Source organism: Kitasatospora sp. NPDC101235 (assembly GCF_044767505.1).
GTDB lineage: Bacteria > Actinomycetota > Actinomycetes > Streptomycetales > Streptomycetaceae > Kitasatospora.
Map to the genome: position 1 here is coordinate 36588 of NZ_JBIWNZ010000025.1, position 24846 is coordinate 61433.

At 74.0% G+C, this 24846-nt stretch carries 19 protein-coding genes; 14 read left to right on the forward strand and 5 right to left on the reverse strand.

Annotated features, from left to right (window positions below; all coding sequences use genetic code 11):
- Positions 1-3: 3 nt before the first annotated feature.
- On the forward strand, positions 4-1428 hold the full coding sequence (locus tag ACIRRH_RS32260) for a sensor histidine kinase (protein ID WP_403074415.1): 1425 nt from the start codon (positions 4-6) through the stop codon (positions 1426-1428).
- Between the two features lie 97 nt (positions 1429-1525).
- On the opposite strand, the gene ACIRRH_RS32265 is transcribed toward ACIRRH_RS32260, so the two are convergent.
- Complete coding sequence (locus ACIRRH_RS32265; protein ID WP_403074417.1) at positions 1526-2545, reverse strand: TAXI family TRAP transporter solute-binding subunit; 1020 nt, start codon at positions 2543-2545, stop codon at positions 1526-1528.
- Positions 2546-2639: 94 nt separating this feature from the next.
- On the opposite strand from ACIRRH_RS32265, the gene miaB reads away from it, so the two are divergent.
- Both miaB and ACIRRH_RS32275 read left to right on the forward strand, forming a co-directional pair.
- Positions 2640-4142: a tRNA (N6-isopentenyl adenosine(37)-C2)-methylthiotransferase MiaB gene (miaB, locus tag ACIRRH_RS32270; RefSeq protein WP_403074419.1), complete on the forward strand. Its 1503-nt coding sequence runs from the start codon at positions 2640-2642 to the stop codon at positions 4140-4142.
- Positions 4143-4269: 127 nt separating this feature from the next.
- Positions 4270-4968 (forward strand): class III extradiol dioxygenase subunit B-like domain-containing protein, encoded by a 699-nt coding sequence (locus ACIRRH_RS32275; RefSeq protein ID WP_403074421.1) that lies wholly within the window; start codon positions 4270-4272, stop codon positions 4966-4968.
- Positions 4969-4972: 4 nt separating this feature from the next.
- Here the strand turns inward: ACIRRH_RS32275 and ACIRRH_RS32280 are convergent, their stop codons facing one another.
- Positions 4973-5233, reverse strand: a complete 261-nt coding sequence (locus ACIRRH_RS32280; protein ID WP_403074423.1) for an antitoxin — start codon at positions 5231-5233, stop codon at positions 4973-4975.
- 164 nt (positions 5234-5397) lie between these two features.
- On the opposite strand from ACIRRH_RS32280, the gene miaA reads away from it, so the two are divergent.
- The 5 genes from miaA to hflX all read left to right on the forward strand — a co-directional run bounded on the left by miaA (position 5398) and on the right by hflX (position 12174).
- Positions 5398-6342, forward strand: coding sequence for a tRNA (adenosine(37)-N6)-dimethylallyltransferase MiaA (miaA, locus tag ACIRRH_RS32285; protein WP_403074425.1), 945 nt, complete (start codon positions 5398-5400; stop codon positions 6340-6342).
- A 227-nt stretch (positions 6343-6569) separates the two neighbouring features.
- Positions 6570-7082, forward strand: a complete 513-nt coding sequence (locus ACIRRH_RS32290) for a hypothetical protein (RefSeq protein ID WP_403074427.1) — start codon at positions 6570-6572, stop codon at positions 7080-7082.
- A gap of 33 nt (positions 7083-7115) precedes the next feature.
- Complete coding sequence (gene dapF, locus ACIRRH_RS32295) at positions 7116-8021, forward strand: diaminopimelate epimerase (RefSeq protein WP_403074428.1); 906 nt, start codon at positions 7116-7118, stop codon at positions 8019-8021.
- 209 nt (positions 8022-8230) lie between these two features.
- Complete coding sequence (locus tag ACIRRH_RS32300) at positions 8231-10462, forward strand: RelA/SpoT family protein (protein WP_403074430.1); 2232 nt, start codon at positions 8231-8233, stop codon at positions 10460-10462.
- A 209-nt stretch (positions 10463-10671) separates the two neighbouring features.
- Positions 10672-12174, forward strand: a complete 1503-nt coding sequence (hflX, locus tag ACIRRH_RS32305; RefSeq protein WP_403074432.1) for a GTPase HflX — start codon at positions 10672-10674, stop codon at positions 12172-12174.
- Positions 12175-12248: 74 nt separating this feature from the next.
- Here the strand turns inward: hflX and ACIRRH_RS32310 are convergent, their stop codons facing one another.
- Together ACIRRH_RS32310 and ACIRRH_RS32315 are read right to left on the reverse strand one after the other, a co-directional pair.
- The gene (locus ACIRRH_RS32310) at positions 12249-13367 is read right to left on the reverse strand and encodes a trypsin-like serine peptidase (RefSeq protein WP_403074434.1); all 1119 of its coding nucleotides are present in this window, start codon (positions 13365-13367) and stop codon (positions 12249-12251) included.
- 75 nt (positions 13368-13442) lie between these two features.
- A complete protein-coding gene (locus tag ACIRRH_RS32315) occupies positions 13443-14639 on the reverse strand; it encodes a trypsin-like serine peptidase (protein WP_403074436.1) in 1197 nt (398 codons plus the stop codon).
- Between the two features lie 414 nt (positions 14640-15053).
- Between ACIRRH_RS32315 and ACIRRH_RS32320 the strand changes: the two genes are divergently transcribed.
- Genes ACIRRH_RS32320 through ACIRRH_RS32340 form a run of 5 tightly spaced genes read left to right on the forward strand, consistent with a single transcriptional unit; the run spans position 15054 to position 22885 of the window.
- Positions 15054-16895: an IucA/IucC family protein gene (locus tag ACIRRH_RS32320; protein WP_403074438.1), complete on the forward strand. Its 1842-nt coding sequence runs from the start codon at positions 15054-15056 to the stop codon at positions 16893-16895.
- 55 nt (positions 16896-16950) lie between these two features.
- Positions 16951-17538, forward strand: a complete 588-nt coding sequence (locus ACIRRH_RS32325; RefSeq protein ID WP_403074440.1) for a GNAT family N-acetyltransferase — start codon at positions 16951-16953, stop codon at positions 17536-17538.
- Between the two features lie 9 nt (positions 17539-17547).
- The gene (locus ACIRRH_RS32330; protein ID WP_403074442.1) at positions 17548-18942 is read left to right on the forward strand and encodes a lysine N(6)-hydroxylase/L-ornithine N(5)-oxygenase family protein; all 1395 of its coding nucleotides are present in this window, start codon (positions 17548-17550) and stop codon (positions 18940-18942) included.
- Positions 18920-20743, forward strand: coding sequence for an IucA/IucC family protein (locus ACIRRH_RS32335; RefSeq protein WP_403074444.1), 1824 nt, complete (start codon positions 18920-18922; stop codon positions 20741-20743). Before ACIRRH_RS32330 ends, ACIRRH_RS32335 begins: the two co-directional genes overlap by 23 nt.
- Before the next feature lie 12 nt (positions 20744-20755).
- The gene (locus ACIRRH_RS32340; RefSeq protein WP_403074446.1) at positions 20756-22885 is read left to right on the forward strand and encodes an ATP-dependent DNA helicase; all 2130 of its coding nucleotides are present in this window, start codon (positions 20756-20758) and stop codon (positions 22883-22885) included.
- Between the two features lie 155 nt (positions 22886-23040).
- Here the strand turns inward: ACIRRH_RS32340 and lexA are convergent, their stop codons facing one another.
- Entirely contained in the window at positions 23041-23922 is an 882-nt protein-coding gene (gene lexA / locus ACIRRH_RS32345) for a transcriptional repressor LexA (RefSeq protein WP_363393086.1), read from the reverse strand.
- Positions 23923-24264: 342 nt separating this feature from the next.
- Here lexA and nrdR point away from each other — a divergent pair, with 342 nt between their 5' ends.
- Positions 24265-24765, forward strand: coding sequence for a transcriptional regulator NrdR (nrdR, locus tag ACIRRH_RS32350; RefSeq protein WP_224281042.1), 501 nt, complete (start codon positions 24265-24267; stop codon positions 24763-24765).
- The last annotated feature ends 81 nt before the right edge of the window (positions 24766-24846 follow it).

Here is a 24846-nt window from a genome sequence, read left to right on the forward strand (position 1 = left end):
TACGTGCGCACCCGCCTGCTCGGAATCCTGATCGCCCTCATGCTCTGCGTCCTGGCCGCCCTGGGGCTGCCGCTCGCGGCGGCGGTCGCGGCGGCCGAGCAGACCAAGGTGGTCGTCGACCGGCTCGACGACGCCGCCCGCCTCGCCCAGGACCTGCCCACCTCCGGCGCCGCCGACTCGGCGCGCAAGGGCGACCCGGAACCCGCCCCGGGCGACCTCAGCCGACAGCGCGCGATCGACGCCGAGGTCCGCCGCTACCACGACCTGTACGGCGTGCGCCTGGGCATCTTCCAGCGCGACGGCGTGCCGATCGCCACAGCCCCGGACGACTGGCGGGTGCCCTCCGGCGGCTGGGGCGCCCAGGCCTTCCAGGAGGCGCTGGACGGGCGGCGCAGCCACAACCCGCCGCAGGTCTGGCCGTGGACGCCGGACCGGACGATCATCGTCGCCGCCCCGGTGGTGCGCGACGGCGACGTGGTCGCGGTGGTGCTGAGCGAGTCCCCGACCGAGGCGCTGCGCACCCGGGTGCTGCACAAGTGGCTGGTGATCGGCGCGGGCGAGGCCGCCGCGATGATCGTCGCCGTGCTGCTCGCCGTCCGGCTCACCGAGTGGGTGCTACGCCCGGTGCGCACCCTGGACCGGGCCACCCACGACATCGCCACCGGGCGGATGGCCGCCCGGGTCGCCCCCGGCGGCGGACCGCCCGAACTCCAGCGGCTGGCCCGCTCGTTCAACGAGATGGCGGACCACGTGGTGCTCGCCATGGACCAGCAGAAGGCCTTCGTCGCCGATGCCTCGCACCAGCTGCGCAACCCGCTGTCGGCGCTGCTGCTGCGGGTCGAGCTGCTCGGCCTGGAACTGCCCGAGGGCCACGAGGAGGAGCTCAGCGGCGTCCGGGAGGAGGGCGCCCGGCTGGCCCGGGTGCTGGACGACCTGCTCGGGCTGGCCACCGCCGAGCACGCCCGCCCCGAACCGGAGCGCACCGACCTCGCCGAACTCACCCTGGCCCGGGTGGACGCCTGGCGGCCGGTGGCCGAGCAGCGCGGGATCGGGCTGCGCTGGGACGGTCCGGCGCTGGCGATCGGGATGGCCGATCCGATCGGCTTCGGCTCGGCCCTGGACGCCGTGGTGGACAACGCGCTCAAGTTCAGCCCGGCCGGCAGCGAGGTGCGGGTGAGGGTCGCGGTGCGCCGGGACGAGGTCGCGGTGACCGTCATCGACGCCGGGCCCGGCCTCACCGAGGACGAGCTGTCCCGGGCCGGGGACCGGTTCTGGCGCAGCCCGCGGCACCAGAACGTGGACGGCTCGGGGCTCGGGTTGTCCATCGCGCGCACCCTGCTGGCGGCCGGCGGCGGATCGCTCGGCTTCGCGCCGGTCAAGCCGACCGGGCTCGCGGTGACGCTGGCGGTGCCGCGGCCGGAGAAGTGACGGCCGCCGGGCGGGGCGCGGGCGCCCGCGGCTCACCGGGCGCGGTTGCGGACCTGGTGCGGCTCACCCGGCGGGGCGGTGGCCCGCCGGCCACGCCCTACGGCTTCACCGAGCGGTAGTAGCGCGCCGCGCCGGTGTGCAGCGGGAGCGGGTCGGTGTAGACGGCGGTGCGCAGGTCGACCAGCTGGGCCGCGTGCACCTGGGCGCCGATCTGGTCCCGGCTGTCGATCACCGCGCGGGTCATGCCCTCGACCAGGCCCGGGTCCGCGTCGTCCCGGGTGATCAGCAGGTTGGGCACGGCCACCGTGGCGACCGCGTCCGTGGGATCGGCGTTCGGGTAGGTGCCCTTGGGCATGGTGGCCGCCCGGTAGGCGTCGGTGCCGCCGCCCTCGGCCTTGTGCAGGGCCTCGGAGAGGTCGCTCAGCGGCACGACCCGGATCCGGACGTGTTCCGAGAGGTCGGTGAGCGCGCTGGTGGGCAGGCCGCCGGACCAGAAGAAGGCGTCCAGCCGGCCCGCGCGCAGGTCGTCGGCGGCCTCGCCGACCCCCTTCGGCACCGGGACTATGTCGCGGTCCGGGTCCAGCCCGGCGGCGGCCAGCAGCCGCTTGGTCACCAGGTTCACCCCGGACTGCGGCAGCCCGACGCCGACCCGCAGGCCCTTGAGGTCGGCGGTGCGGTGCACCGGGGAGGAGGCCGGGACGACCAGCTGCAGGTAGTCGTCGTACAGCCGGGCGATCGCCCGCAGCTTCTCCTTGCCGGGGCCCTGGTAGTCGGCGACCGCGTCGGCGGTGGCTATCGCGAAGGTGTCCCGGCCGGTGATCACCCGGGTGAGGTTGTCTATCGAGCCCTCGGAGTTGTCCAGGCCCAGCCGCACGCCCGGCATCGCCCGGGAGACGTGGGCCTGGAGCAGCTGCCCGTACCGGTCGTAGACGCCGCGCTGCACCCCGGTGGCGAAGCGGACCTCGCCGCGCGGGTACCCGGGGGAGCGGCCGGCCGACAGCCACCAGCCGCCGAACCCGGCCACCAGCAGTACCACCACCAGCACCGTCCGCCACAACGGGCTGCGCGCCGCGGTGCGGACGGCGGCGCCGAGACGGGACGGATTGGTGGGGGCCATGCAGGGATACTGCCAGGCGCTCCGGCCGAACGGGAGTGAACGGGTGGTGGAAGCTCCGGGAAAAGCGCTTCGCCGCTGCCCGTACCCTGGTCTGGTGAGCGGTGAGAGCGGATTGAAGAGCTACAAGGTCGTCACGCACGGCTGTCAGATGAACGTCCACGACTCCGAGCGGCTGTCCGGCCTGCTGGAGGACGCGGGGTACGTCAAGGCCGGGCCCGAGGGCGACCCGGACCTGGTCGTGTTCAACACCTGCGCGGTGCGCGAGAACGCCGACAACAAGCTGTACGGCAACCTCGGACAGCTCGCGCCGGTCAAGACCCGCCACAAGGGCATGCAGATCGCCGTCGGCGGCTGCCTGGCCCAGAAGGACCGCGAGACCATCGTCAAGCGCGCCCCCTGGGTCGACGTGGTCTTCGGCACCCACAACATCGGCCACCTGCCGGCGCTGCTGGAGCGGGCCGCGGTCGAGCGCAAGGCCCAGGTCGAGATCCTGGAGTCGCTGGAGACCTTCCCCTCCACCCTGCCGACCCGCCGCGAGTCCGCCTACGCCGCCTGGGTCGCCATCTCGGTCGGCTGCAACAACACCTGCACCTTCTGCATCGTCCCCGCCCTGCGCGGCAAGGAGGAGGACCGCCGCCCCGGCGATGTCCTCGCCGAGATCGAGGCACTGGTGGACGAGGGCGTCATCGAGGTGACCCTGCTCGGCCAGAACGTCAACGCCTACGGCTCCGACCTGGGCGACCGCGAGGCCTTCTCCAAGCTGCTGCGCGCCGCCGGCCAGATCGAGGGCCTGGAGCGGGTCCGCTTCACCTCGCCGCACCCGCGCGACTTCACCGACGACGTGATCGCCGCGATGGCCGAGACCCCGAACGTGATGCACCAGCTGCACATGCCGCTGCAGTCCGGCTCGGACCGTGTCCTCAAGGCGATGCGCCGCTCCTACCGGCAGGAGCGTTTCCTCGGGATCATCCGGAAGGTCCGCGAGGCGATGCCGGACGCGGCCATCTCCACCGACATCATCGTGGGCTTCCCCGGCGAGACCGAGGAGGACTTCGAGGAGACGATGCACGTCGTCCGCGAGGCCCGCTTCACCAACGCCTTCACCTTCCAGTACTCCAAGCGCCCCGGCACCCCGGCCGCCGAGATGGAGGACCAGGTGCCGAAGGCCGTCGTGCAGGCCCGCTACGACCGGCTGATCGCCCTCCAGGAGGAGATCTCCTGGGAGGAGAACAAGAAGCAGGTCGGCCGCACCCTGGAGATCCTGGTCGCCGAGGGCGAGGGCAAGAAGGACGACAAGACCGACCGGCTCTCCGGCCGCGCCCCCGACAACCGGCTGGTGCACTTCAGCCGGCCCGCCGAGCCTGTGCGCCCCGGCGACATGGTGACCGTCGAGATCACCTACGCCGCCCCGCACCACCTGCTCGCCGAGGGCCCGGCGCTCGCGGTGCGCCGCACCCGGGCCGGCGACGCCTGGGAGAAGCGCCAGGCCGCGCCCGCGGCCAAGCCGGCCGGCGTGATGCTCGGCCTGCCGAAGATCGGCGCCCCGGCCGAGCTGCCGCTCGCCGCGCCGGCCGGCGGGGCCTGCTGCGGCGACTGACCCCCTGCTCGTGACGGCGGCCCGGCGGGAGTTCCGACTCCCACCGGGCCGCCGTCGTCGTCGGTGCGGGCCTGCCGCCCGGAGCACGCAGAACGGGATCCGGGCGACAGGCCCTAAAGTGATCCGCATGCTGGTTGCCGCCGCCGTGTGCCCCTGTCCGCCCCTGCTCGTCCCGGAGGTCGCCGCCGGGGCGGCCGCCGAGCTGGACGTGCTGCGCGCCGCTTGCGACGAGGCGCTGGCAGCACTGGTCGCGGCCGGACCGCAGCTGGTCGTGGTGGTCGGCACCGGGCCGGAGGCCGAGGTGTGGACCGAGGGCGGCGCCGGCTCCTTCCACCGTTACGGGGTGCCGCTGGTCGCCAAGCTGCCCGGAGACCGGGTCGAGGGGCCGGAGCTGGCCCCCTCGCTGACTGTCGGCGCCTGGCTGCTGGAGCGCGCCGGGGTGACCCTGCCGACGCATGCCTGCGCGGTGCCCGCCGACGCCCCCGCCGACCGGATGCTCGGCCTCGGCCAGGGCCTGGCCGGCCTCGCGGACCGGGTCGCCCTGCTGGTGCTCGGTGACGGCAGCGCCTGCCGCTCGGTGAAGGCGCCCGGCTACCTGGACGAGCGGGCCGAGGGCTTCGACACCGACCTGGCCGCCGCCCTGGGCACGGCCGACCTGCCGGCCCTGGCCGCACTGGACCCGGGCCTGGCCGCCGAGCTCAAGGTCGACGGCCGGGCACCGTGGCAGGTGCTGGCCGGCGCCGCGGAGGGCGCGGGCCTCACCGGGAGGCTGGGCTACCAGGACGCGCCGTACGGGGTCGGGTACTTCGTGGCGTCCTGGTCCTAGCGGGTCAGGACTGCGGGGGCTGCCCCTCGTCACCGTGCTTCGGCTTGTGGGCGAAGTCGCCGACCGCGTCCTTGGCCTTGCCGGCGCCGTGCTCGATCTTGTCGCTGTACTTGCCCTTGGTCGCCTTGTCGATCGCGCCGCCGGCCTTGTCCACGGCCTTCTCGATCTGGTCGCTGTGCTTGCCCGCGAACTCGCTGGCCTTGTCCTTGAGCTCCTCGGCCTTGCCCTTGAGGTTGTCCATCAGACCCATGGCGATCTCCTTCATCCGCTGTTTCCTGCACAACGACCGTGCCCGGCAAAGCGTTCGCAAACCGGTCCCAACCGGGGAAACGGCCGGAAAAGTCCGGGAAACACTCATATCGTCGCGCGGCCGCGGCCCGCGCGACAGCCCGGTCTCCGGTGGCCCGGGGGTTTTGCGAGACTGGAGCGGTGAGCAGCTCCCGTACCCCGCGTGTCATCTCGATCGTCGGCGCGACCGCCGCCGGCAAGTCCGACCTGGCCGTCGCCATCGCCCGCAGTCTCGACGGCGAGGTGATCAACACCGACTCGATGCAGCTGTACCGGGGCATGGACATCGGCACCGCCAAGCTCACCACGGCCGAGCGCGGGGGAGTGCCGCACCACCTGCTGGACGTCTGGGACGTCACCGAGGCCGCCAGCGTCGCCGAGTACCAGCGGCTGGCCCGGGCCGAGATCGACCGGCTGCTCGTCGCCGGCCGCACGCCCGTCCTGGTCGGCGGCTCCGGACTGTACGTCCGGGCGGCGATCGACGAGATGGAGTTCCCGGGCACCGACCCGGCGGTGCGGGCCCGGCTGGAGGCCGAACTGGAGCAGGACGGCCCGTACGCGCTGCACCGGCGGCTCGCCGAGTTCGACCCGGCGGCCGCCGAGGCGATCCTCACCAGCAACGGGCGGCGGATCGTCCGCGCCCTGGAGGTCATCGAGATCACCGGGCAGCCGTTCACCGCCAACCTGCCGAGCAACACCGCCGTCTACGAGGCGGTGCAGATCGGCGTCGCCGTGCCGCGCCCCGAGCTGGACGAGCGGATCGCGCTGCGGGTCGACCGGATGTGGGAGGCCGGGCTGCTGGACGAGGTGCGGGAGCTGGAGAAGGCCGGGCTGCGGGAGGGGCGGACCGCCTCCCGGGCGCTCGGCTACCAGCAGGTGCTCGACCACTTCGCCGGAGAGTGCACCGAGGACGAGGCCCGGGCCGAAACCGTCCGGGCCACCAAGCGCTTCGCCCGTCGCCAGGAGTCCTGGTTCCGCCGCGACGACCGGATCAACTGGCTCTCCCGGCCGGCCGGCACCGACCCCGTCGAGCTGCTGGACCGGTCCCTCGAACTGATCGGGCGTCAGGGAGTTCCGGCCGCGTAGGACGGGTTTCCGGCCAATCCGGCGGTGCACCTGCGCGCGCAGGTGGCCGTGCAGGACGAACCGGCGGTCACGGCCCGATCACGTGATGGCCACGGATCACCCGTCGACCCCGGTCAGGCCCGGAACGCCTCTCTGGACATGCCATCATCGATGCCGTAGGGGTCGGCCAACGGGCCGACCGTGCCCGGCCGCGAGTCCGCTCGTGTCGAACTGTCAGGGGAGGCCGTGTGTCGACGGGTACCGGCCCCGAGTCCGGCCAGAGCGGGAGCGTCACCGCACCGGCCGAGGCGTTCGACGAGTCGACGATGGGTGACCTGCCCGTGCTGACCGGTCTGGAGGCACCGACCTCCTACGCGGTCGCGGTGCCCGCCCTGGACACCCGCACCCCGCCCGGCGGTGCGGTGCACGAACGGGAGATCCGTCCGCTGCGCCGGCTGCGCTGGTGGCAGACGCTGCCGATCGCCCTGCTGGGCACCCTCGGCTCGCTGATGTTCGCCTTCCCGCTCGCCTTCGGCTCGGCCGGGGCGCGCGCCACCATGGTCGGGATGCTCGGACTGCTGTTCACCGCCGCCTCGGTCGGCTGGGGCGCGATGGCCGCCCGGCACGCCGGCTACAAGTGGCCGGGGCTGCCGCGCCGGGGCTCCGGGCAGCGGGCCGGCTGGAAGGCGATCGTGGTCTACACCCTGATCGCGCTGGCCGCCTGCGCGCTCGCGGTCTGGCGGGTCGCGTACCTGCGCTGAGCGGGCGGCCGACCGCTCAGTACCATCGGAGGGGTGAGCGCATCCTCTCCCCAGCAGGGCGGCATCCCCTTCTTCAAGGGGCACGGCACCCAGAACGACTTCGTCATCGTCCCGGACCCGGACGGTTCGCTGGAGATCGGTCCCGAGACCGTCGCCGCGCTGTGCGACCGGCGGGCCGGCATCGGCGGGGACGGGCTGCTGCGCGTGGTGCGCGCCGCCGCCGACCCGGCCGCCGCGGGGATGGCCGACCGGGCCGAGTGGTTCATGGACTACCGCAACTCGGACGGCAGCATCGCCGAGATGTGCGGCAACGGCCTGCGGGTCTTCGCCCGCTTCCTGGTCGAGGCCGGCCTGTCCGAGCCCGGCGAGCTGGCCGTCGCCACCCGCTCCGGGGTGCTCACCGCCAAGGTCGCCGAGGCCGCCGCGGACGGCACGCCCGGCGACGTCACCATCGACATGGGCCGGGCCCGGCTGCCCGGGCCGGACGGCATCGAGGTCGCGGTCGGCGAGCGGCGCTGGCCGGCCCTGAACGTCAACATGGGCAACCCGCACGCGGTGGCCTTCGTGGAGAGCCTGGACCACGCCGGCGACCTGTTCACCGCGCCGCTCACCAGCCCCGCGGGCGCCTACCCGGAGGGCGTCAACGTCGAGTTCGTGGTGGACCGCGGGCCGCGGCACGTCGCGATGCGGGTGCACGAGCGCGGCTCGGGCGAGACCCGCTCCTGCGGCACCGGCGCCTGCGCGGTGGCGGTGGCGGCCATCCGCCGGGACGGCGCCGACCCGGCGGTCACCGGCGAGGCGGTCTCGTACACGGTGGACGTGCTGGGCGGCCGACTGGTCATCACCGAGCACCCGGACGGCCGGGTGGAGATGACCGGGCCGGCGGTGATCGTGGCCGAGGGGCGGCTGGACGGGCGCTGGTGGGAGTCGGTGCGCTGACGCCGCCCCAGGGGCAGGCTGGTTTGCCCAATTCGTGCGGTGACGAATCCCCCCGATCGGGTGATACCGGTCGCGGACGGGAATCAGGGCGTCGCGGAACGTGCTCCGCTCGGTAGCATGGACCACCGGGTCGATCACCCCTGGGGAGGGGTAGCAGGATCACCCCCCTCGGGAGGGGCGGCGCCCGGCGACCGTTGCCGGAGGTGCCGATGACCATCGAAGCCGGGCAGTCCCTGACGGGGCAGCCGACGACCGTACGGCAGGCCGGGGCCAGGCGGCCCCTCGGAGAGCTCGGCCGGGCAGCCCTCGGCCGGGCCGGGCGGGCCGCGTTACTCGCCACCGGCCGGCCGCCCGTGCCGGACGCCCTGGAACCGCTCGTCCGGGTCCACCGCCGGCACCACCCCCAGGCCGACCTCGGCCTGCTCGCCCGGGCGTACCGGCTCGCCGAGGCCAGCCACCGCGGCCAGAAGCGCAAGAGCGGCGAGCCGTACATCACCCACCCGCTGGCCGTCACCATGATCCTGGCCCAACTCGGCGCCGGGACGACGACCTTGGTCGCCTCGCTGCTCCACGACACGGTCGAGGACACCGAGTTGACGCTGGACCAGGTGGCCGCCGGGTTCGGCCCCGAAGTCGCCTACCTGGTCGACGGGGTGACGAAACTGGAGAAGGTCGACTTCGGCGCCGCCGCCGAGGCGGAGACCTTCCGCAAGATGCTGGTCGCCACCGGGGACGACGTCCGGGTGATGGTGATCAAGCTGGCCGACCGGCTGCACAACATGCGCACCATCCGGCACATGAAGCCGGCCAGCCAGGTGCGGATCGCCAAGGTCACCCGGGACGTGCTGATCCCCCTTGCCGAGCGGCTCGGCATCCAGGTGCTCAAGGCGGAGCTGGAGGACATCGTCTTCGCCACCCTGCACCCCGAGGAGCACACCCGTACCCGCGCCCTGATGGCCGGTCACGAGGCCGAGCCGGACACCCTGCTGGAGCCCTTCGCCCGGCAGCTGGCCCGCCAGCTGGCCGAGGCCGGGGTGGCCGCCGAGGTGACCGTCCGGCCCCGGCACTGCGTCTCGCTGCACCGGGTGCTGCTCCGGCGGGCCGCCGTGCCCGGGCCGGACGGGCGGCCGCCGGGGCCGCGGCCGGCCGACTTCGGGCGGCTGCTGGTGGTGGTCGAGGAGAACGCCGACTGCTACGCCGTGCTCGGCGAGCTGCACACCTGCTGGACACCGCTGCCCGGGGAGTTCAAGGACTTCGTGGCCGCGCCCAAGTTCAACCTCTACCAGTCGCTGCACACCGCCGTGGCGCTCAGCGGCGGCGCGGTGGTCGAGGTGCTGGTCCGCACCCGGCGGATGCACGAGGTGGCCGAGACCGGGGTGGTCGCGCTCGGCGACCCGTCCCCGGCCGGCGCCGTGCAGGACGCCGACGAGCTGGACCGCACCGACCCGGCCCGCCCGGGCTGGCTCAGCCGGCTGCTGGAGTGGCAGCAGGAGACGCCCGACCCGGACGCCTTCTGGTCCACGCTCACCGCCGACCTGGCCGGCGACCGCGAGATCACCGTGGTGACGGAGAGTGGCGAAACGCTTCAGTTGAGGGCCGGTGCCACCTGCGTGGACGCGGCCTACCTGCTCGGCGAGGAGACCGGCCACCGATGTATCGGCGCGCGGGTCAACGGGCGGCTCACCGCGCTGTCCACCGTGCTGGAGGACGGCGACCAGATCGCGGTGCTCACCGAGACCCTCCCGGCCGGTGGCGGCCAGCCCTCCGGCCCCGCCCCCGAGTGGCTGGCGCACGCCCGCACCCCGGCCGCCCGGCTGGCCATCGAGCGCTGGCTGGCCGACCACCCGGCCCGGCAGCCGGTGGTCCGCACCGGCCCGGCCGGCGGCCAGCCCGCCCCGCCCGGGCGCCCGGCCACCGAGCGGCGGGCCGCCCCGGTCGCGGTGGCCGGACGGCCCGGGGTGTCGGTCCGGCTGGCGCGCTGCTGCACCCCGGTGCCGCCGGACGAGGTGGTCGGCTACCCGATCCGCGGCGGCGCGGTCGCGGTGCACCGCACCGGCTGCCCGGCGGGGGAGCGGATGCGCGCGGACGGGCGGGCCGAGCTGGAGGTCCGTTGGCAGGCGCAGGGCGCGCCAGCCGCCGGGCACCGGGCCACCCTGCGGGCCGAGGCGCTGAACCGGCCCCGGCTGCTCGCCGACCTCACCGCGGCGATCTCCGGCGCGGGCGTCGGCATCGTCTCGGCCGAGGTCGAGCCGCCGCAGGAGTCCCGGGTCCGGCACACCTACACCGTCGAACTGCCCGAGCCGGCCGCGCTGCCGGGGCTGATGCGGGCGATGCTCAAGGTGTCCGGGGTGTACGACGTGAGCCGCCCGCACGCGCCGGAGGGCGGCAGGGAACCGGACCACCGGCCCGGCGGCCCGGTGGCCCGGGGGAAATGGGGATGACCGGCCCGCACCGGGCGTGCGACCATCATGGGGAATTCACGGCCGGTCCACGGCGTTCTCCGGGCACAGGAGCCCGGGGCGGCACCCGGGGACCTGAGGGGTAGCTCACCCCGCCCGGACGGTAGCCGGGGCGGCAGCTGGGCAGACTCCGTACGGGACCGCCACCGCGGTCCCCGAAGGCCATCCGTACCAGTCAGCCAAAGGACAGAATGACCTCCACGTTCGACACCCGCGACCACGCCGACGCTCCGCGCCGCCTCGACGGTCTGCGGGCGGAAGCCCTCATGGACGAGGACCTCGCGGCCATCGACGAGGACCTCGGCCACCACTACGACGGCGACCAGTACGACCGCAGCGAGCGAGCCGCCCTGCGCCGGGTCGCCGGCCTCTCCACCGAACTCGAAGACGTCACCGAGGTCGAGTACCGCCAGCTCCGCCTGGAGCGCGTGGTGCTCGTCGGCGTCTGGACCGACGGCACGCTGGAGGAGGCGGAGAACTCGATGGCCGAGCTCGCCGCGCTCGCCGAGACGGCCGGCTCCCAGGTGCTGGACGGCGTCATCCAGCGCCGTGACAAGCCCGATGCGGCCACCTACATCGGCTCCGGCAAGGCCCAGGAGCTGCGCGACATCGTCGCCGCCACCGGTGCCGACACCGTGGTCTGCGACGGTGAGCTCACCCCCGGCCAGCTGATCCACCTGGAGGACGTGGTCAAGGTCAAGGTCGTCGACCGGACGGCCCTGATCCTGGACATCTTCGCCCAGCACGCCAAGTCCCGGGAGGGCAAGGCGCAGGTCTCGCTCGCGCAGATGCAGTACATGCTGCCGCGTCTGCGCGGCTGGGGTCAGTCGCTGTCCCGGCAGATGGGTGGCGGTGGCTCCGGCTCCTCGGGCGGCGGCATGGCCACCCGTGGTCCCGGTGAGACCAAGATCGAGACCGACCGGCGCCGGATCCGCGAGAAGATGGCGAAGCTCCGCAAGGAGATCGCCGACATGAAGAAGGGCCGGGACACCAAGCGCCAGGAGCGCAAGCGCCACCAGGTGCCGTCCGTGGCCATCGCCGGGTACACCAACGCCGGCAAGTCCTCCCTGCTCAACCGGCTCACCGGCGCGGGCGTGCTGGTGGAGAACGCGCTGTTCGCCACCCTGGACCCGACCGTGCGCCGGGCCCAGACCCCGAGCGGGCGGCTCTACACCCTGGCCGACACCGTCGGCTTCGTCCGGCACCTGCCGCACCACCTGGTCGAGGCCTTCCGCTCGACCATGGAGGAGGTCGCCGACGCGGACCTCATCCTGCACGTGGTGGACGGCTCGCACCCCGAGCCTGAGACGCAGCTGGCCGCCGTCCGCGAGGTCGTCGTCTCGGTCGACGCACAGAACGTGCCGGAGATCGTGGTGATCAACAAGGCGGACGCCGCCGATCCGCACGTGCTCCAGCGCCTGCTGCGCCGCGAGCCGCACGCCATCGTGGTGTCGGCCCGCACCGGCGCGGGCATCGAGGAGCTGCTGCAGCTCATCGACGACGAGCTGCCGCGCCCGGCGATCGAGGTGCGGGCCCTGGTGCCCTACACCCAGGGCGCGCTGGTCTCCCGGGTGCATGCGGAAGGGGAGCTGCTCTCCACCGAGCACACCGGCGAGGGCACCCTGCTGCACGCCAAGGTGCCGGCCGAGCTGGCCGCCGAGCTGGAGTACTTCACGGTGGCCCTGCAGGGCTGAGGCCGAAGCGAACGGAGGGGCCCCGGGACGCGTTGCCGTCCCGGGGCCCCTCCCGCGTCTCTCCCTGGCGGGGGCTACCTGACGTTCTTGACGAAGTAGTCGAAGGCCTGCTTCGCCTGGTCCTGCAGGGAGGGGCCGGCCTGGTAGCCGGCCGGGTTGCGGTTGCCGAGCGCGCCGACGCTGACCAGGTTGGGCTTGCCGTCCCTGGTGACGAACCAGCCGTCGCCGCTGGAGCCGGCCGTCATGGTGCAGCCGATCAGGTACATCGGCGGGCGGGTCCGGTCGAAGGAGAGCAGCCCGGGCGCGGCCGGGGAGTCGCAGTGTTCGAGCTCCAGGCCGTCGAACGGCCGCTCGGCCGGGTAGCCGTAGGCGGCGGCCGCGGTGATCCGGTCGCGCGGGGCGTTGAACCAGATCGGCACCGAGCCGCCGACCGTCTCCTCCAGGGACCTTCCGGAGCTGTCCTCGCCGCGCACCCGCAGGACGCCGTAGTCGTACTGGTGGCGGGCGCCGACGCCGCCCTCCTGGAGCCAGGTCGGCGAGACCAGCGCGCGCACCGCCGTCCACCGGCCGTACGGGGCGGCCTGCTGGTCGGGGTTCGGCTTGCCGTGGACCATCTGGCCGTCCCGGTTGAAGCCGGGTACGAAGACCAGGTTCTTCAGCCAGCCGCCGCCCTTGCCGTCGTGCAGGCAGTGCGCGGCGGTGTAGACGAGGTTGCTGCGGCCGGGGTTGACCGGGTCGGAGACCACGGTGGCGGAGCAGGCCGCGTCGCCCTGCGATGTGGTCATGAAGAGCCGGCCGACCACCGAGCCGGCCTGGCCGTACGGGTGCGGCAGCGGCTTGGCCTGGACGGCGGCGGGCGGGGCGTCCCGCTCGACGCCGGCCGCCGCGGGGGCGGTCAGGGAGTACTCCGGGGTCGGCCGGGGCTTGGCGGCGTCCATCCGGGACGCCGGCCAGGAGCCGGGCGCCGCGTCGTTGGCGAAGGCGCTGTCGGCGACGTAGCGGGCCCAGTCCTCCACCTTCCAACCGGTGAGGTCGCCCAGGCTGGTGGGCGCGGACCTGGGCAGGGCGAGGGGGGCGGTGGCGGGCCGGGCGGGGCCGTCCGGGCCGCACCCGGCCGTGCCCAGCGCGAGCGCGGCGAACAGCGCGGCGCCCGCCGTCGCGGCCCGGCGCCGCCGGCTGGTGGTTCTCGGCATGCTGGCTCGTTCCCCCGTGCTGTGCTGGTGGTTCCGTACCGCCCCCCGGTGGCGGCTGCTTCGTCGGCGCGGCTGCTACTTCTTGGAGATCCAGTCCAGTGCCTGCCGGGCGACCGCCTCCAGGTACGGACCGCTCAGCGAGGTGTGCTCCTGGGTGCCGATCGAGGTGTTGCTGACCAGGGCGGTCCGGCCGTCGGGCATGGTGGCGAACCAGCCGCCTCCGCTGGCGCCCTGGGTCATGTTGCAGCCGATGGTCAGCATGGTCGGGCGCTTGGCGTCGAAGGAGAGCCGGGTGGGCTTGCCGCCGTCGCACGCGTACAGCTCCTGGCCGTCGAACGGCTTGACGAGCGGGTAACCGACGGCCGAGACCCTGAGCTGGTCGCGCGGCGCGTCGAACCAGACCGGGACGGCCGAACCGACCGTCTCCTCCAGGGACTTGCCGGTGTCGTTCTGGTTGTGCACGCGCATGACCGCGAAGTCGTACTGGTTGGCGGCGTCGCCGCTGCCGCCGCCCTCGATCATCCACTGCGGCGAGGTGGTGACCTGGTCGGCCCACCAGGTGCCGAGCGGGGCCAGTTCGGACAGCGGGGCCCGCTTGCCGCCGCTGGAGGCGCCCGAGTTGTTGTACGCGGGCACGAAGACCAGGTCCTTGTAGAAGTTCCCGCCCTTGCCCTCGTGCACGCAGTGGCCGGCCGTCCAGACCAGGTTGCTCTTGCCCGGGTGCTGCGGGTCGGTGATCACCGTCGCCGAGCAGTTGCCGCGGCCGCCCTTGGCGGAGAAGAACACCTTGCCGGAGGGCTGCTTGGTGTACGGGCGGGGCATCGCCACGGCCTTGACCGCCGGGGGCTCGGGGTCGGTCACGCCGTCGTCGGTGGACGGCTTGGGGGTGGCCGGGGCGGGCTTGGCAGCGGGCGGGGCCGGATCGGCGGGCTTGGAGTCGCCCATCTTGTCCGGGTCCCAGAAGTCCTTGACCACCGGGTTGTTGAAGACGTGCTTGGACGCCCACTTGTCCCAGTCCTCGAACTTCCACTTCTTCAGGTCGTCCCAGCTCCTGGGCAGCCCCTCCAGCAGGCTGGTCGGCAGCCCGGACGGGAGGGTGATCCCGCCGATCACGCCGCCCGAGCCCGCGGCCGGGGCCGCTGCCGAGGAGGAGGGCGGCGGCGCGGGGCTGGTCCCGCCGCCCGCCGGACCGTCCGGCCCGCAGGCGCTCACGGCGAGCAGGGTGCCCGCGGCCAGGGCGGCGGCCAGGGCTGACCGGTGGATCGTTGGCATCTGTGCGCTTCCCCCTGTGCTCGGTCGTTCGGTGCCGGGCGGTGCCGGGTCGCCGGGTGGTGCCCCGGCCGGTGGCCCGGTATCCGGGCGGTGCGTGTCCGGCCGGTTCGCGGTGCGGCGGGCCGCCGCCCTGGAGTCTTCCATCGCAGACGAGGACGGCGGTGCCCGCCCCCCGGGTTGCGCTGCGGGCCGGAGGTCACCGATCCGTGATCCGGGCCCCAGCAGGTTGACCGGCCCAGCAGGGCATCCGGCCCCGGAGATGGACAATCGCCGATTCTCACCCGGACGAGTGAGCAGTCCTTGTGATCAACCGTCAGGGATAGGTAACCCTTACCTGACGCGACGGTGCGGGTGCCCGCCGATCCCCTCCACCACAGTGCGCGTCCGCACCCCCACGCGCCCCAAGGAGCAGCCTTGAGCACCGCCCTCACCGGAGCCCCGCCCGTACCGCCGCCCACCGTGGAGCGGGCCTGCGGGCACGACCTGCTGCTGCACCCCGACCCGGCCGTCGCCGCCGAGCAGGCCGGACTGGAGGCCCTGCTGCGCTGCTGGACGCGGGAGACCGGAGCCCGGCCCGGCCCGGACGGCCGGCTGCGGATCGCCGTCCTCGGCGGGGCCGCCCGGCTCACCGCCCCGGTCCGCTACTGGTCGCCCGGCGGCTGGCACCGCTTCGGGCCCGCCACCCTCGCGGCCGGCGAGGGCACTGCGGAGGCCCCGGTGGACGCCGTCACCGCCGCCGCGCTGCTCGCCGCCGCGGCCGCCGAACGGCCCGACCCCGGCCAGGTCGCCGACCTGGCCGGCCGGGTCGCCGACTCGGTCGTGCGCACCACCGAGATCCTCACCCACCGCCGTACCGCCGCCGCGCCCGGCGGGCCGGAGCGCTCGCACTTCCTCGCCGCCGAGCAGTCCCTGCTGCTCGGCCACCCGCTGCACCCCACGCCGAAGAGCCGCGACGGCCTCGGGCCGGCCCAGAGCGCCGCCTACTCGCCCGAGCTGCACGGCTCCTTCCAGCTGCACTGGTACGCGGTGGACCGTGAGCTGCTCGCGGCCGGCTCCGCCGTCGCCGAGAGCGCCGAGCAGCTCACCGCAGGCCTGCTCGGCGGCGGCACGGCGCTGCCGCCCGGCACCGCCGCCGTCCCGCTGCACCCGTGGCAGGCCCGCGAACTCGCCCACCGCCCACCCGTTGCCGCACTGCTCGCCGACGGGCTGCTGCACGACCTCGGGCCGGCCGGCGAACCCTGGTACCCCACCTCCTCGGTGCGCACCGTCTACCGGCCCGGCACTCCGTGGATGCTCAAGCTCTCGCTCGGCCTGCGGATCACCAACTCCCGCCGGGAGAACCTGCGCAAGGAGCTCCACCGCGGCCTGGAGATGCACCGGCTGCTGGAGAGCGGACTGGCGGCCGAGTGGCGGGCCGCCCACCCCGGCTTCGACATCGTCCGCGACCCGGCCTGGATCGGCGTCGACCACCCCGATCTCGGCGACCCGGGCGGCCTGGACACCGTGCTGCGCGCCCAGCCCTTCGCGCCCGCCGAGCGCGCCCTGTGCGTCGCCGGGCTGGTCGCCGAACAGCCGCTGGGCACCGGCGACACCGTGCCCTCCCGGCTCGGCGACATCCTGCGGGCGCTGGCCGCGGGCTGCGCCCGCCCGCTGCCGACCGTCGCCGCCGAATGGTTCCTGCGCTACCTGGACGCGGTCGTGCTGCCCATCCTCTGGCTGGACGGCCGGGGCGGCATCGCCCTGGAGGCGCACCAGCAGAACAGCCTCGTGCTGCTGGACGCCGAGGGCTGGCCGTGCGGCGGCCGCTACCGCGACAACCAGGGCTACTACTACCGGGAGAGCGCCGCCGGGAAGCTCGCCGCCCGACTGCCCGGGCTCGGCGCGGACAGCGACACCTTCCTGCCGGACGAGGTGATCGACCACCACTTCGCCTACTACCTCGGCATCAACCACGTGCTCGGCCTGATCGGCGCCTTCGGGTCCCAGCGGCTCGCCGACGAGACGGTGCTGCTGGCCGCGCTGCGCCGGTTCCTGGCCGGCCCGCGGGTCACCGCCACCGGATCGGCGCTGCCCACGCTGCTGCTGGACGCGCCCGCGCTGCCCTGCAAGGCCAACCTGCTCACCCGGATCAACGGCATGGACGAGTTGGTCGGCCCGGTCGCCAGCCAGTCCGTGTACGTGGACATCCCCAACCCGGTGGCGGGGCACGCGAGCGAGCGGTGGGGGCGCCCCCGGCCGGAGGCCGGGGGAGAGTGAAGCGGAAAGAGGTGCGCCCGGGCGAACGCCCCGGCGAGGGGAGCGAGGTGGCAGCGTGAAGTCGTGCGACCCGCCCGGGTGGGGCGCCGTCCCCACCCCGGTCGGTGAGTTCCGGCTCGACCCGGTCCGGCTGCCCGCCGACCTCGCGCTGCTCGCCGGATGGATGAACGACCCCGAGGTCGACGCCTTCTGGGAGCTCGCCGGGCCGCCGGAGGTCACCGAACGGCACGTCCGGGACCAGCTGGACGGCGACGGACGCAGCATTCCGTGCCTCGGCCTGCTCGACGGCGAGCCGATGAGCTACTGGGAGGTCTACCGGGCCGACCTCGACCCGCTCGCTGCGCACTACCCGGCCCGGCCGTACGACACCGGCGTGCACCTGCTGCTCGGCCCGGCCGCCAGCCGCGGCCGCGGGCTGGGCGTCGTCCTCCTGACCGCCCTAGCAGAATTGATTCTCCATCGGAATCCGCGCTGCGAACGGGTGGTGGCCGAGCCGGACGTCCGCAACCGGCGGTCCGTCCGAGCCTTCGAACGGGCCGGATTCCGGGCCGCCGCCGAACTCGACCTGCCCGACAAGCGCGCCGCCCTGATGGTCCGCGACCGGCCCGGCCGGCCCGCCGCGCAGGCCCAACTCCCCGCCTAGGACACCCCTGTGGACACCTCGACACCCGCTCCGTACGACCTGCTCGGCGTCGGAATCGGTCCATTCAACCTCTCGCTCGCCGCGCTCGCCGAGCCCGTCCCCGGCCTGCGTACGCTCTTCTGCGACCAGCGCCCGGAGTTCCGCTGGCACCACGGGATGCTGGTGGACGGCGCCCGGATGCAGGTGCCGTTCCTCGCCGACCTGGTCTCCCTGGTCGACCCGACCAGCCGCTGGTCCTTCCTCAACTACCTGCGCGAGCAGGACCGGCTGTTCCCGTTCTACTTCGCCGAGCGCTTCCAGCTGCCGCGCCGCGAGTACGACCACTACTGCCGCTGGGCCACCGAGCGGCTGGCCAACTGCCGCTTCGGCACCGAGGTCACCGCCCTGCACTGGGACGCGCCCTGGTACCGCGTCGAGCTGACCGACACCGCGACCGGCCGGCGCTCCGAGGCCAGGGCCCGCAACCTCGCCCTCGGCGTCGGCACCCGGCCGGTGCTGCCCGAGGCCTTCGCCGCGCTGGCCGGCCACCCGAGGGCCTTCCACTCCGCCGAGTACCTGGACCGCCGCACCGACCTGGCCGGCGCCCGGGACATCACCGTGATCGGCAGCGGACAGTCCGGCGCCGAGGTCTTCCTCGACCTGCTCCGGCAGCACGAGGGCGACGGCGTCCGGCTGCGCTGGCTCACCCGGACCAGGGCGCTCGCCCCCATGGAGTACTCCAAGCTCGGCCTGGAACACTTCACCCCCGACTACACCCGCTACTTCCACGGCCTGCCCGCCCCCGTCCGGGACGCACTGGTCGCCGCCCAGTGGCAGCTGCACAAGGCCGCCAGCGCCGAGACCCTCGCCGAGATCCACGACCACCTCTACGAGCGCACCATCGGCCGCCCGATCGACACCGCCCCGGTCGAGATCACCCCCGGCACCGCCGTCGACGCCGCCCGCCCCGGCCCGTGCGGCGGCCTCGAACTGCACTGCCGGCACACCGACTCCGGCGCCGAGCACCTGCTGCGCACCGACGCCGTGGTGCTCGCCACCGGCTACCGGGCGGCCCGCCCGGCCGCGCTCGAACCGCTCGCCGAGCTGATCGACTGGGACGAGGCCGGGCGTTACCGGGTCGACCTAAACCACCGGGTCGCCACCCGGCCCGAGCTCACCGGCGGGCTGTACGTCCAGAACGCCGAGCTGCACACCCACGGCGTCGGCACCCCCGACCTCGGGCTCGGTGCCCACCGTGCCGCCGTGATCCTCAACGCCGTCACCGGGCGCACCGTCCACCGGCTGCCCGGCCGCACCGCCTGGACCGGCTTCGCGCCACCCGTCCCCGCGCCCGCGTCCTTCGACCAGACCCCCGTCGTCCCCCGCCCCCAGGAGTTGACCCGTGCCGCAACCGCCGGCCGCTGAACCGCCGCTCCACCTGCCCCCGCACCTCACCGCCGGGCACTGGCGGCGGGCCGGCCGCGCCCTGCTGGCCAAGATGCTGGGCGAGTTCGCCTACGAGGAACTGCTCCGGCCCGTCCCCGGCGACGCGCCCGGCGAGTACCGGCTGGAGCTGCCCGAGGCCGAGTACCGCTTCACCGCCCGGCGCGGCGCCTACGACAGCTGGCAGGTCGACCCGGAGTCCGTCCGCTGCTCCCGCCCGGACGGCCTGGACCCGCTGCGCTTCCTCCCGTACGCCCGGCAGACCCTCGGCATGCGCGGCGAGACCACCGGCCACCTGATCCGCGAGCTCTCCGCCACCCTGACCGCCGACGCCCGCCAGCTCGCCACCGCGCTGACCGCCGCCGAGCTCGCCGACCTCGACCACACCGCGCTGGAGGGCCGGCAGACCGGCCACCCCTGGATCGTCCCCAACAAGGGCCGGATCGGCTTCTCCGCCACCGACGCCGCCCGCTGGGCGCCGGAGGCCCGCAGCCCGCGCCCGCTGCCCTGGATCGCCGTCCACCGCCGGCTCGCCGAGTACCGCGGCGTGCCCGGCCTGGAACGGCCCGAGCAGCTGTACGCCCGCGAGCTGGACGACGTGGACGCGCTGCGCGCCCCGCTCGGCCCGGACGCCGAGGACTACCTGCTGCTGCCCGTCCACCCCTGGCAGTGGGACGAGACGGTCCTGCCGCTCTTCGCCCCCTGGATCGCCTCCGGCGAGATCGTCCCGCTGCCCTCGGACGGCGACCCACGGCTGCCCCAGCAGTCCATCCGCTCCTTCTTCAACACCGCCCACCCCGAGCGCTGCACCGTCAAGCTGCCGCTGTCCGTCCTCAACACCCTGGTCTGGCGGGGCCTGCCGGTCGAGCGCACGCTCGCCGCGCCCACCGTCACCGCCTGGCTGCTCGGGCTGCGCGACGCCGACCCGTACCTGCACGACGAGTGCCGGGTGATCCTGCTCGGCGAGATCGCCTCCGTCACCGTCGACCATCCGCTCTACCGCGAGCTGCCCGAGGCGCCCTACCAGTACAAGGAGCTGCTCGGCGCGATCTGGCGCCAGCCGCTCGGCCCCTTCCTGGACGGCGGCGAGCGGGCCCGCACCCTGGCCGCGCTGCTGCAGACCGGCTCCGACGGGCGGGCGCTCACCGCCGAGCTGATCGCCCGCTCCGGCCTCGCCCCCGCCGAGTGGACCGGCCGGCTGTTCGCCGCGATGATGCCGCCGCTGCTGCACTTCCTCTACCGCTACGGGCTGGTCTTCTCCCCGCACGGTGAGAACGCCATCGTGGTCTTCGACGAGCGGGACACCCCGGTCCGGCTCGCGGTCAAGGACTTCGTGGACGACGTCAACCTCAGCGCGCAGAGCCTTCCCGAGCTGCACGGCCTGCCCGCCGAGGTGGCCGAGGTGCTGCTGCGGGAGAGCCCGCAGGGGCTCTGCCAGTTCATCCACTCCGGGCTGTTCATCGGCGTCTTCCGCTACCTCGCCCCGCTGCTGGAGGCGCAGACCGGGCTGCCCGAGACCGAGTTCTGGGCCCTGCTGCGCGCCGAGGTGCTCCGTTACCAGGACCGCTTCCCCGAGCTGCGCGAGCGCTTCGAGCTGTTCGACCTGTTCCGCCCCCGGATCGACCGGCTCTGCCTCAACCGCAACCGGCTGCTGCTGGACGGCTACCAGGACCGCCCGCACCGCCCGCACGCCGCCCGGTACGGGACCGTGCCCAACGCGCTGGTGGCCGTGGACGTGCGACTGCCCGCGCAACGGGACCGGATTGTCACCCCCGCCCCGTAGGGTGGGAGGGTCATGACGAACGACTCCGAATCCCACGACTCCGAATCCCAGCGGGCGGCGGACCTCGGCGACGAGGCCGAGGAAGCCGTAGCCGTCCCGCGCTCGCGGATCCCCGAACTGCTGCACGCCGCGGTGGCGGCCGTCGGCGGCGTGGAGCGCCCCGGCCAGGTCCGGATGGCCGAGGCGGTTGCCGACGCCGTCGACCACGGCGAGCACCTGCTCGTCCAGGCCGGCACCGGCACCGGGAAGTCCCTGGCCTACCTGGTGCCCGCGCTCGCCCACGGCGATCGCGTGGTGGTCGCCACCGCCACGCTGGCGCTGCAACGCCAGCTGGTGGAGCGGGACTTGCCGCGCACCGTCGAGGCGCTGCACCCCGTGCTGCGCCGCCGCCCGCTGTTCGCGATGCTCAAGGGCCGCTCCAACTACCTGTGCCTGCACCGGGCCAACGAGGGCACCCCGAGCGACGAGGGCGAGGGCCTGTTCGACCCGGTGGACGCGCTCGGCGGGCCCACCGGGAAGCTCGGGCAGGACGTGCTGCGGCTGCGCGACTGGGCCGAGGAGACCGACACCGGGGACCGCGACGACCTCAGCCCCGGCGTCTCCGACAAGGCCTGGGCCCAGCTGTCGGTCACCTCCAAGGAGTGCCTGGGCGCCACCCGCTGCCCGTACGGGCAGGAGTGCTTCGCGGAGAAGGCGCGGGAGCGGGCCAAGCTGGCGGACGTCGTGGTCACCAACCACGCGATGCTCGCGATCGACGCGATCGAGGGCGCGCCGGTGCTGCCCGAGCACGGGCTGCTGATCGTGGACGAGGCGCACGAGCTGGTCAACCGGGTCACCGGCGCGGCCACCGCCGAGCTGACCGTCGGCGCGGTCAACCGGGCGGTGAAGCGGGCCGCGCGGCTGGCCAACGAGAAGGCGGTGGACGCGCTCCAGGCCGCCGCCGAGAACTACCACGGCCTGATGGAGACGGCCCAGCCCGGCCGGGTCGAGGAGCTGCCCGAGTACCTGGCGTACGCGGTCACCGCGATCCGGGACGCCGCCCGCCAGGTAATCACCTCGCTGGGCGAGACCAGGGACAAGGGGCTCAGCGACGAGGACGCCGTCCGCAAGCAGGCGATGGCCTCGGCCGAGGCGCTGCACGAGACCGCCGAGCGGCTGCTGGAGGACTCCGAGTACGACGTGGTCTGGATCGAGCGCAGCGACCGCTACGGGCTGGGCACCGCCTCGCTGCGGGTCGCCCCGCTGAGCGTCTCCGGGCTGTTGCGCGAGGGCCTGTACAAGGAGCGTTCGGTCGTTCTCACCTCGGCCACGCTGAAGCTCGGCGGGGACTTCAACGGCGTCGCCGCCTCCGTCGGCCTGCCCTCCGAGACGCGGCTGCCGGACGTCCGCACCGCCGGGGACACCCCGGAGGCCGGCCCGGCCTTCGGCGAGGACGCGGTGCCGTACTGGCGCGGGATCGACGTCGGCTCGCCGTTCAAGTACCCCAAGCAGGGCATCCTGTACGTCGCCAAACACCTGGCCGACCCCGGGCGCGATCCCGAACGGCCGGACATGCTGGACGAGTTGGCCGAGCTGATCGGCGCGGCCGGCGGGCGGACGCTGGGCCTGTTCTCCTCGATGCGCGGCGCCCAGACGGCCGCCGAGGCGATGCGCGAGCGGCTGGACCAACGCGTCCTGCTCCAGGGAGAGGACACCCTGGGCGAGTTGATCCGGGAGTTCGCCTCGGACGCGACCACCTGCCTGTTCGGCACGCTCTCGCTCTGGCAGGGCGTGGACGTGCCCGGCTCGGCCTGCCAGCTGGTCGTGATGGACCGGATCCCGTTCCCCCGGCCGGACGACCCGCTGATGAGCGCCCGCCAGAAGGACGTCGAACAGCGCGGCGGGAACGGCTTCATGGCCGTCGCGGCGACGCACGCGGCGCTGCTGATGGCGCAGGGCGCGGGCCGGCTGGTGCGCGCGGCCGACGACCGGGGCGTGGTCGCGGTGCTGGACCCGCGGGTGGAGACCAAGCGGTACGGGGGCTTCTTCCGCTCCTCGATGCCGGAGTTCTGGTACACCACGGACCGCAACCAGGTGCGCCGCTCGCTGGCGGCGATCGACGCCTCGGCGGCGCCGGTGCGGCCGGTGGTGAAGCGGGGCTGAGCGCCCCGGCCCCGGGGTGCTCAGCCCCGGGGCCGAAGACGCCGGAGGGGCTCCCCGCATGCGCGGTGGAGCCCCTTCCCGGTGCGCGGGTGTCCGCCGAGTACTCGGAGCGGCCCAGGACCGCGACCGAGTGCCCAGAGGCGGCGCAGAAGTGCTCAGAGCCTGCGCAGGACCGCGACGACCTTGCCCAGGATGGTCGCGTTGTCGCCGTTGATCGGCTCGTACGCCGGGTTGTGCGGCATCAGCCAGATCCGGCCGTCCTCGCGCTTGAGCCGCTTGACGGTGGCCTCGCCGTCGATCATCGCGGCCACGATGTCGCCGTTCTCGGCGACCGGCTGGCGGCGCACGGTGACCCAGTCGCCGTCGCAGATGGCCGCCTCGATCATCGAGTCGCCGCGCACGGTGAGCGCGAACAGCTCGCCCTCGCCGACCAGCTGGCGGGGCAGCGGGAAGACGTCCTCGACCGTCTGCTCGGCCAGGATCGGCCCGCCGGCGGCGATCCGGCCGACCAGCGGGACGTAGGAGGTGGACGGGCGGCCGGCCGTCTCGGCGGTGTTCGGACGGGCCACCTCGACGCCGCGGACCTCGTAGGCGCGCGGGCGGTGCGGATCCCGGCGCAGGAAGCCCTTGCGCTCCAGGGCCATCAGCTGGTGGGCGACCGAGGAGGTGCTGGACAGGCCGACGGCCTGGCCGATCTCGCGCATGGACGGCGGGTAGCCGCGGCGCTGGACGGAATCCCGGATGACCTCGATCACCCGGCGCTGGCGCTCGGTGAGACCGGCCTCGTCGGTGCGGATGCCGGGGGGGCGGCCGGGCATCGCGCGGGCGGGGGAGGGGTGGGCGTCGTCCAGGGCGGCGGAGTGTTCGATCGGCTGGTCGGGAACGCGGGTCGCCCCGGAAAGGGCCGCTCCGGAGAGACGGTGGTCTTCGCTACGGTCCATGCTGATGTCCACACCCTGCTGATTCGTGGTGCGCTGCCCCACCTTGAACTGGGAGTGTTCCTGCACCGGGATGGTGTTGCTTTCGATCGTGTTCACGGCGGCCCCTCTCGACGGCTGTCCTCTCCCTTTTCCAGCCCAACGCGCCTCCTATCGAAAGGTTGCGCCAAACACACGTTCGAGTGAATTATTCGGGAGTTGACTGACTCGATCAAGGCTTTGTTGTACATCGAGTAAATGTTCGAGCGGAACTCGACTCCGGCAGTCTAATCGGCACCGACACGCCAAGCCCCTCACCTCCCCCAGGGGCCTAGATGTAGTGGCTACAGTCCTCTCCGTGCCCAGTACTAGTGGTCGCCCCGCATGATCAGCTTGCCGAGGCCGGGGGCGCATCGCATAGACTCGACTGGTCCGAACGTTCTGCCAGGGAGGGATCCCGAGGTGCACTGCCCCTTCTGCCGGCACTCCGACAGCCGTGTTGTCGACAGCCGGACCACCGAGGACGGCAGCTGCATCCGCCGTCGTCGGCAGTGCCCGGACTGCGGCCGCCGCTTCACCACGGTGGAGACGGCCGCGCTGATGGTCATCAAGCGCAGCGGCGTCACCGAGCCGTTCTCCCGGCAGAAGGTCATCACCGGCGTCCGCAAGGCCTGCCAGGGCCGCCCGGTCACCGAGGACGCGCTGGCCCAGCTCGGCCAGCGGGTCGAGGAGTGCGTGCGCGCCAGCGGCAACGCCGAGCTGACCACCCACGACGTGGGGCTCGCCATACTCGGCCCGCTCAAGGAGCTCGACGTGGTCGCGTACCTGCGCTTCGCCAGCGTGTACCAGGCGTACGACGGACTGGAAGACTTCGAGGCCGCCATCGCGGAACTCCGCGCCGAGCAGCCCCGCACCCCCGAGGCGGACGACACCTGCGTGTCCGTCTCCGCCGCCGCGCCCTAGAAGGGTCCGGCACCGGGCCCCGGGCGGGCCCCGTCGCACCACCATGGCCCCGCGGGGCCCACGCGTGCCCGAAAACGGGGC

Bases quoted from the DNA above. Each gene is read 5' to 3' on its own strand.
- ACIRRH_RS32265 (WP_403074417.1), bottom strand. From the start codon at position 2,545: ATGGCCCCCACCAATCCGTCCCGTCTCGGCGCCGCCGTCCGCACCGCG.
- ACIRRH_RS32300 (WP_403074430.1), top strand. From the start codon at position 8,231: ATGACCATCGAAGCCGGGCAGTCCCTGACGGGGCAGCCGACGACCGTA.
- ACIRRH_RS32275 (WP_403074421.1), top strand. From the start codon at position 4,270: ATGCTGGTTGCCGCCGCCGTGTGCCCCTGTCCGCCCCTGCTCGTCCCG.
- ACIRRH_RS32340 (WP_403074446.1), top strand. From the start codon at position 20,756: ATGACGAACGACTCCGAATCCCACGACTCCGAATCCCAGCGGGCGGCG.
- ACIRRH_RS32310 (WP_403074434.1), bottom strand. From the start codon at position 13,367: ATGCCGAGAACCACCAGCCGGCGGCGCCGGGCCGCGACGGCGGGCGCC.
- ACIRRH_RS32280 (WP_403074423.1), bottom strand. From the start codon at position 5,233: ATGAAGGAGATCGCCATGGGTCTGATGGACAACCTCAAGGGCAAGGCC.
- ACIRRH_RS32315 (WP_403074436.1), bottom strand. From the start codon at position 14,639: ATGCCAACGATCCACCGGTCAGCCCTGGCCGCCGCCCTGGCCGCGGGC.
- hflX (WP_403074432.1), top strand. From the start codon at position 10,672: ATGACCTCCACGTTCGACACCCGCGACCACGCCGACGCTCCGCGCCGC.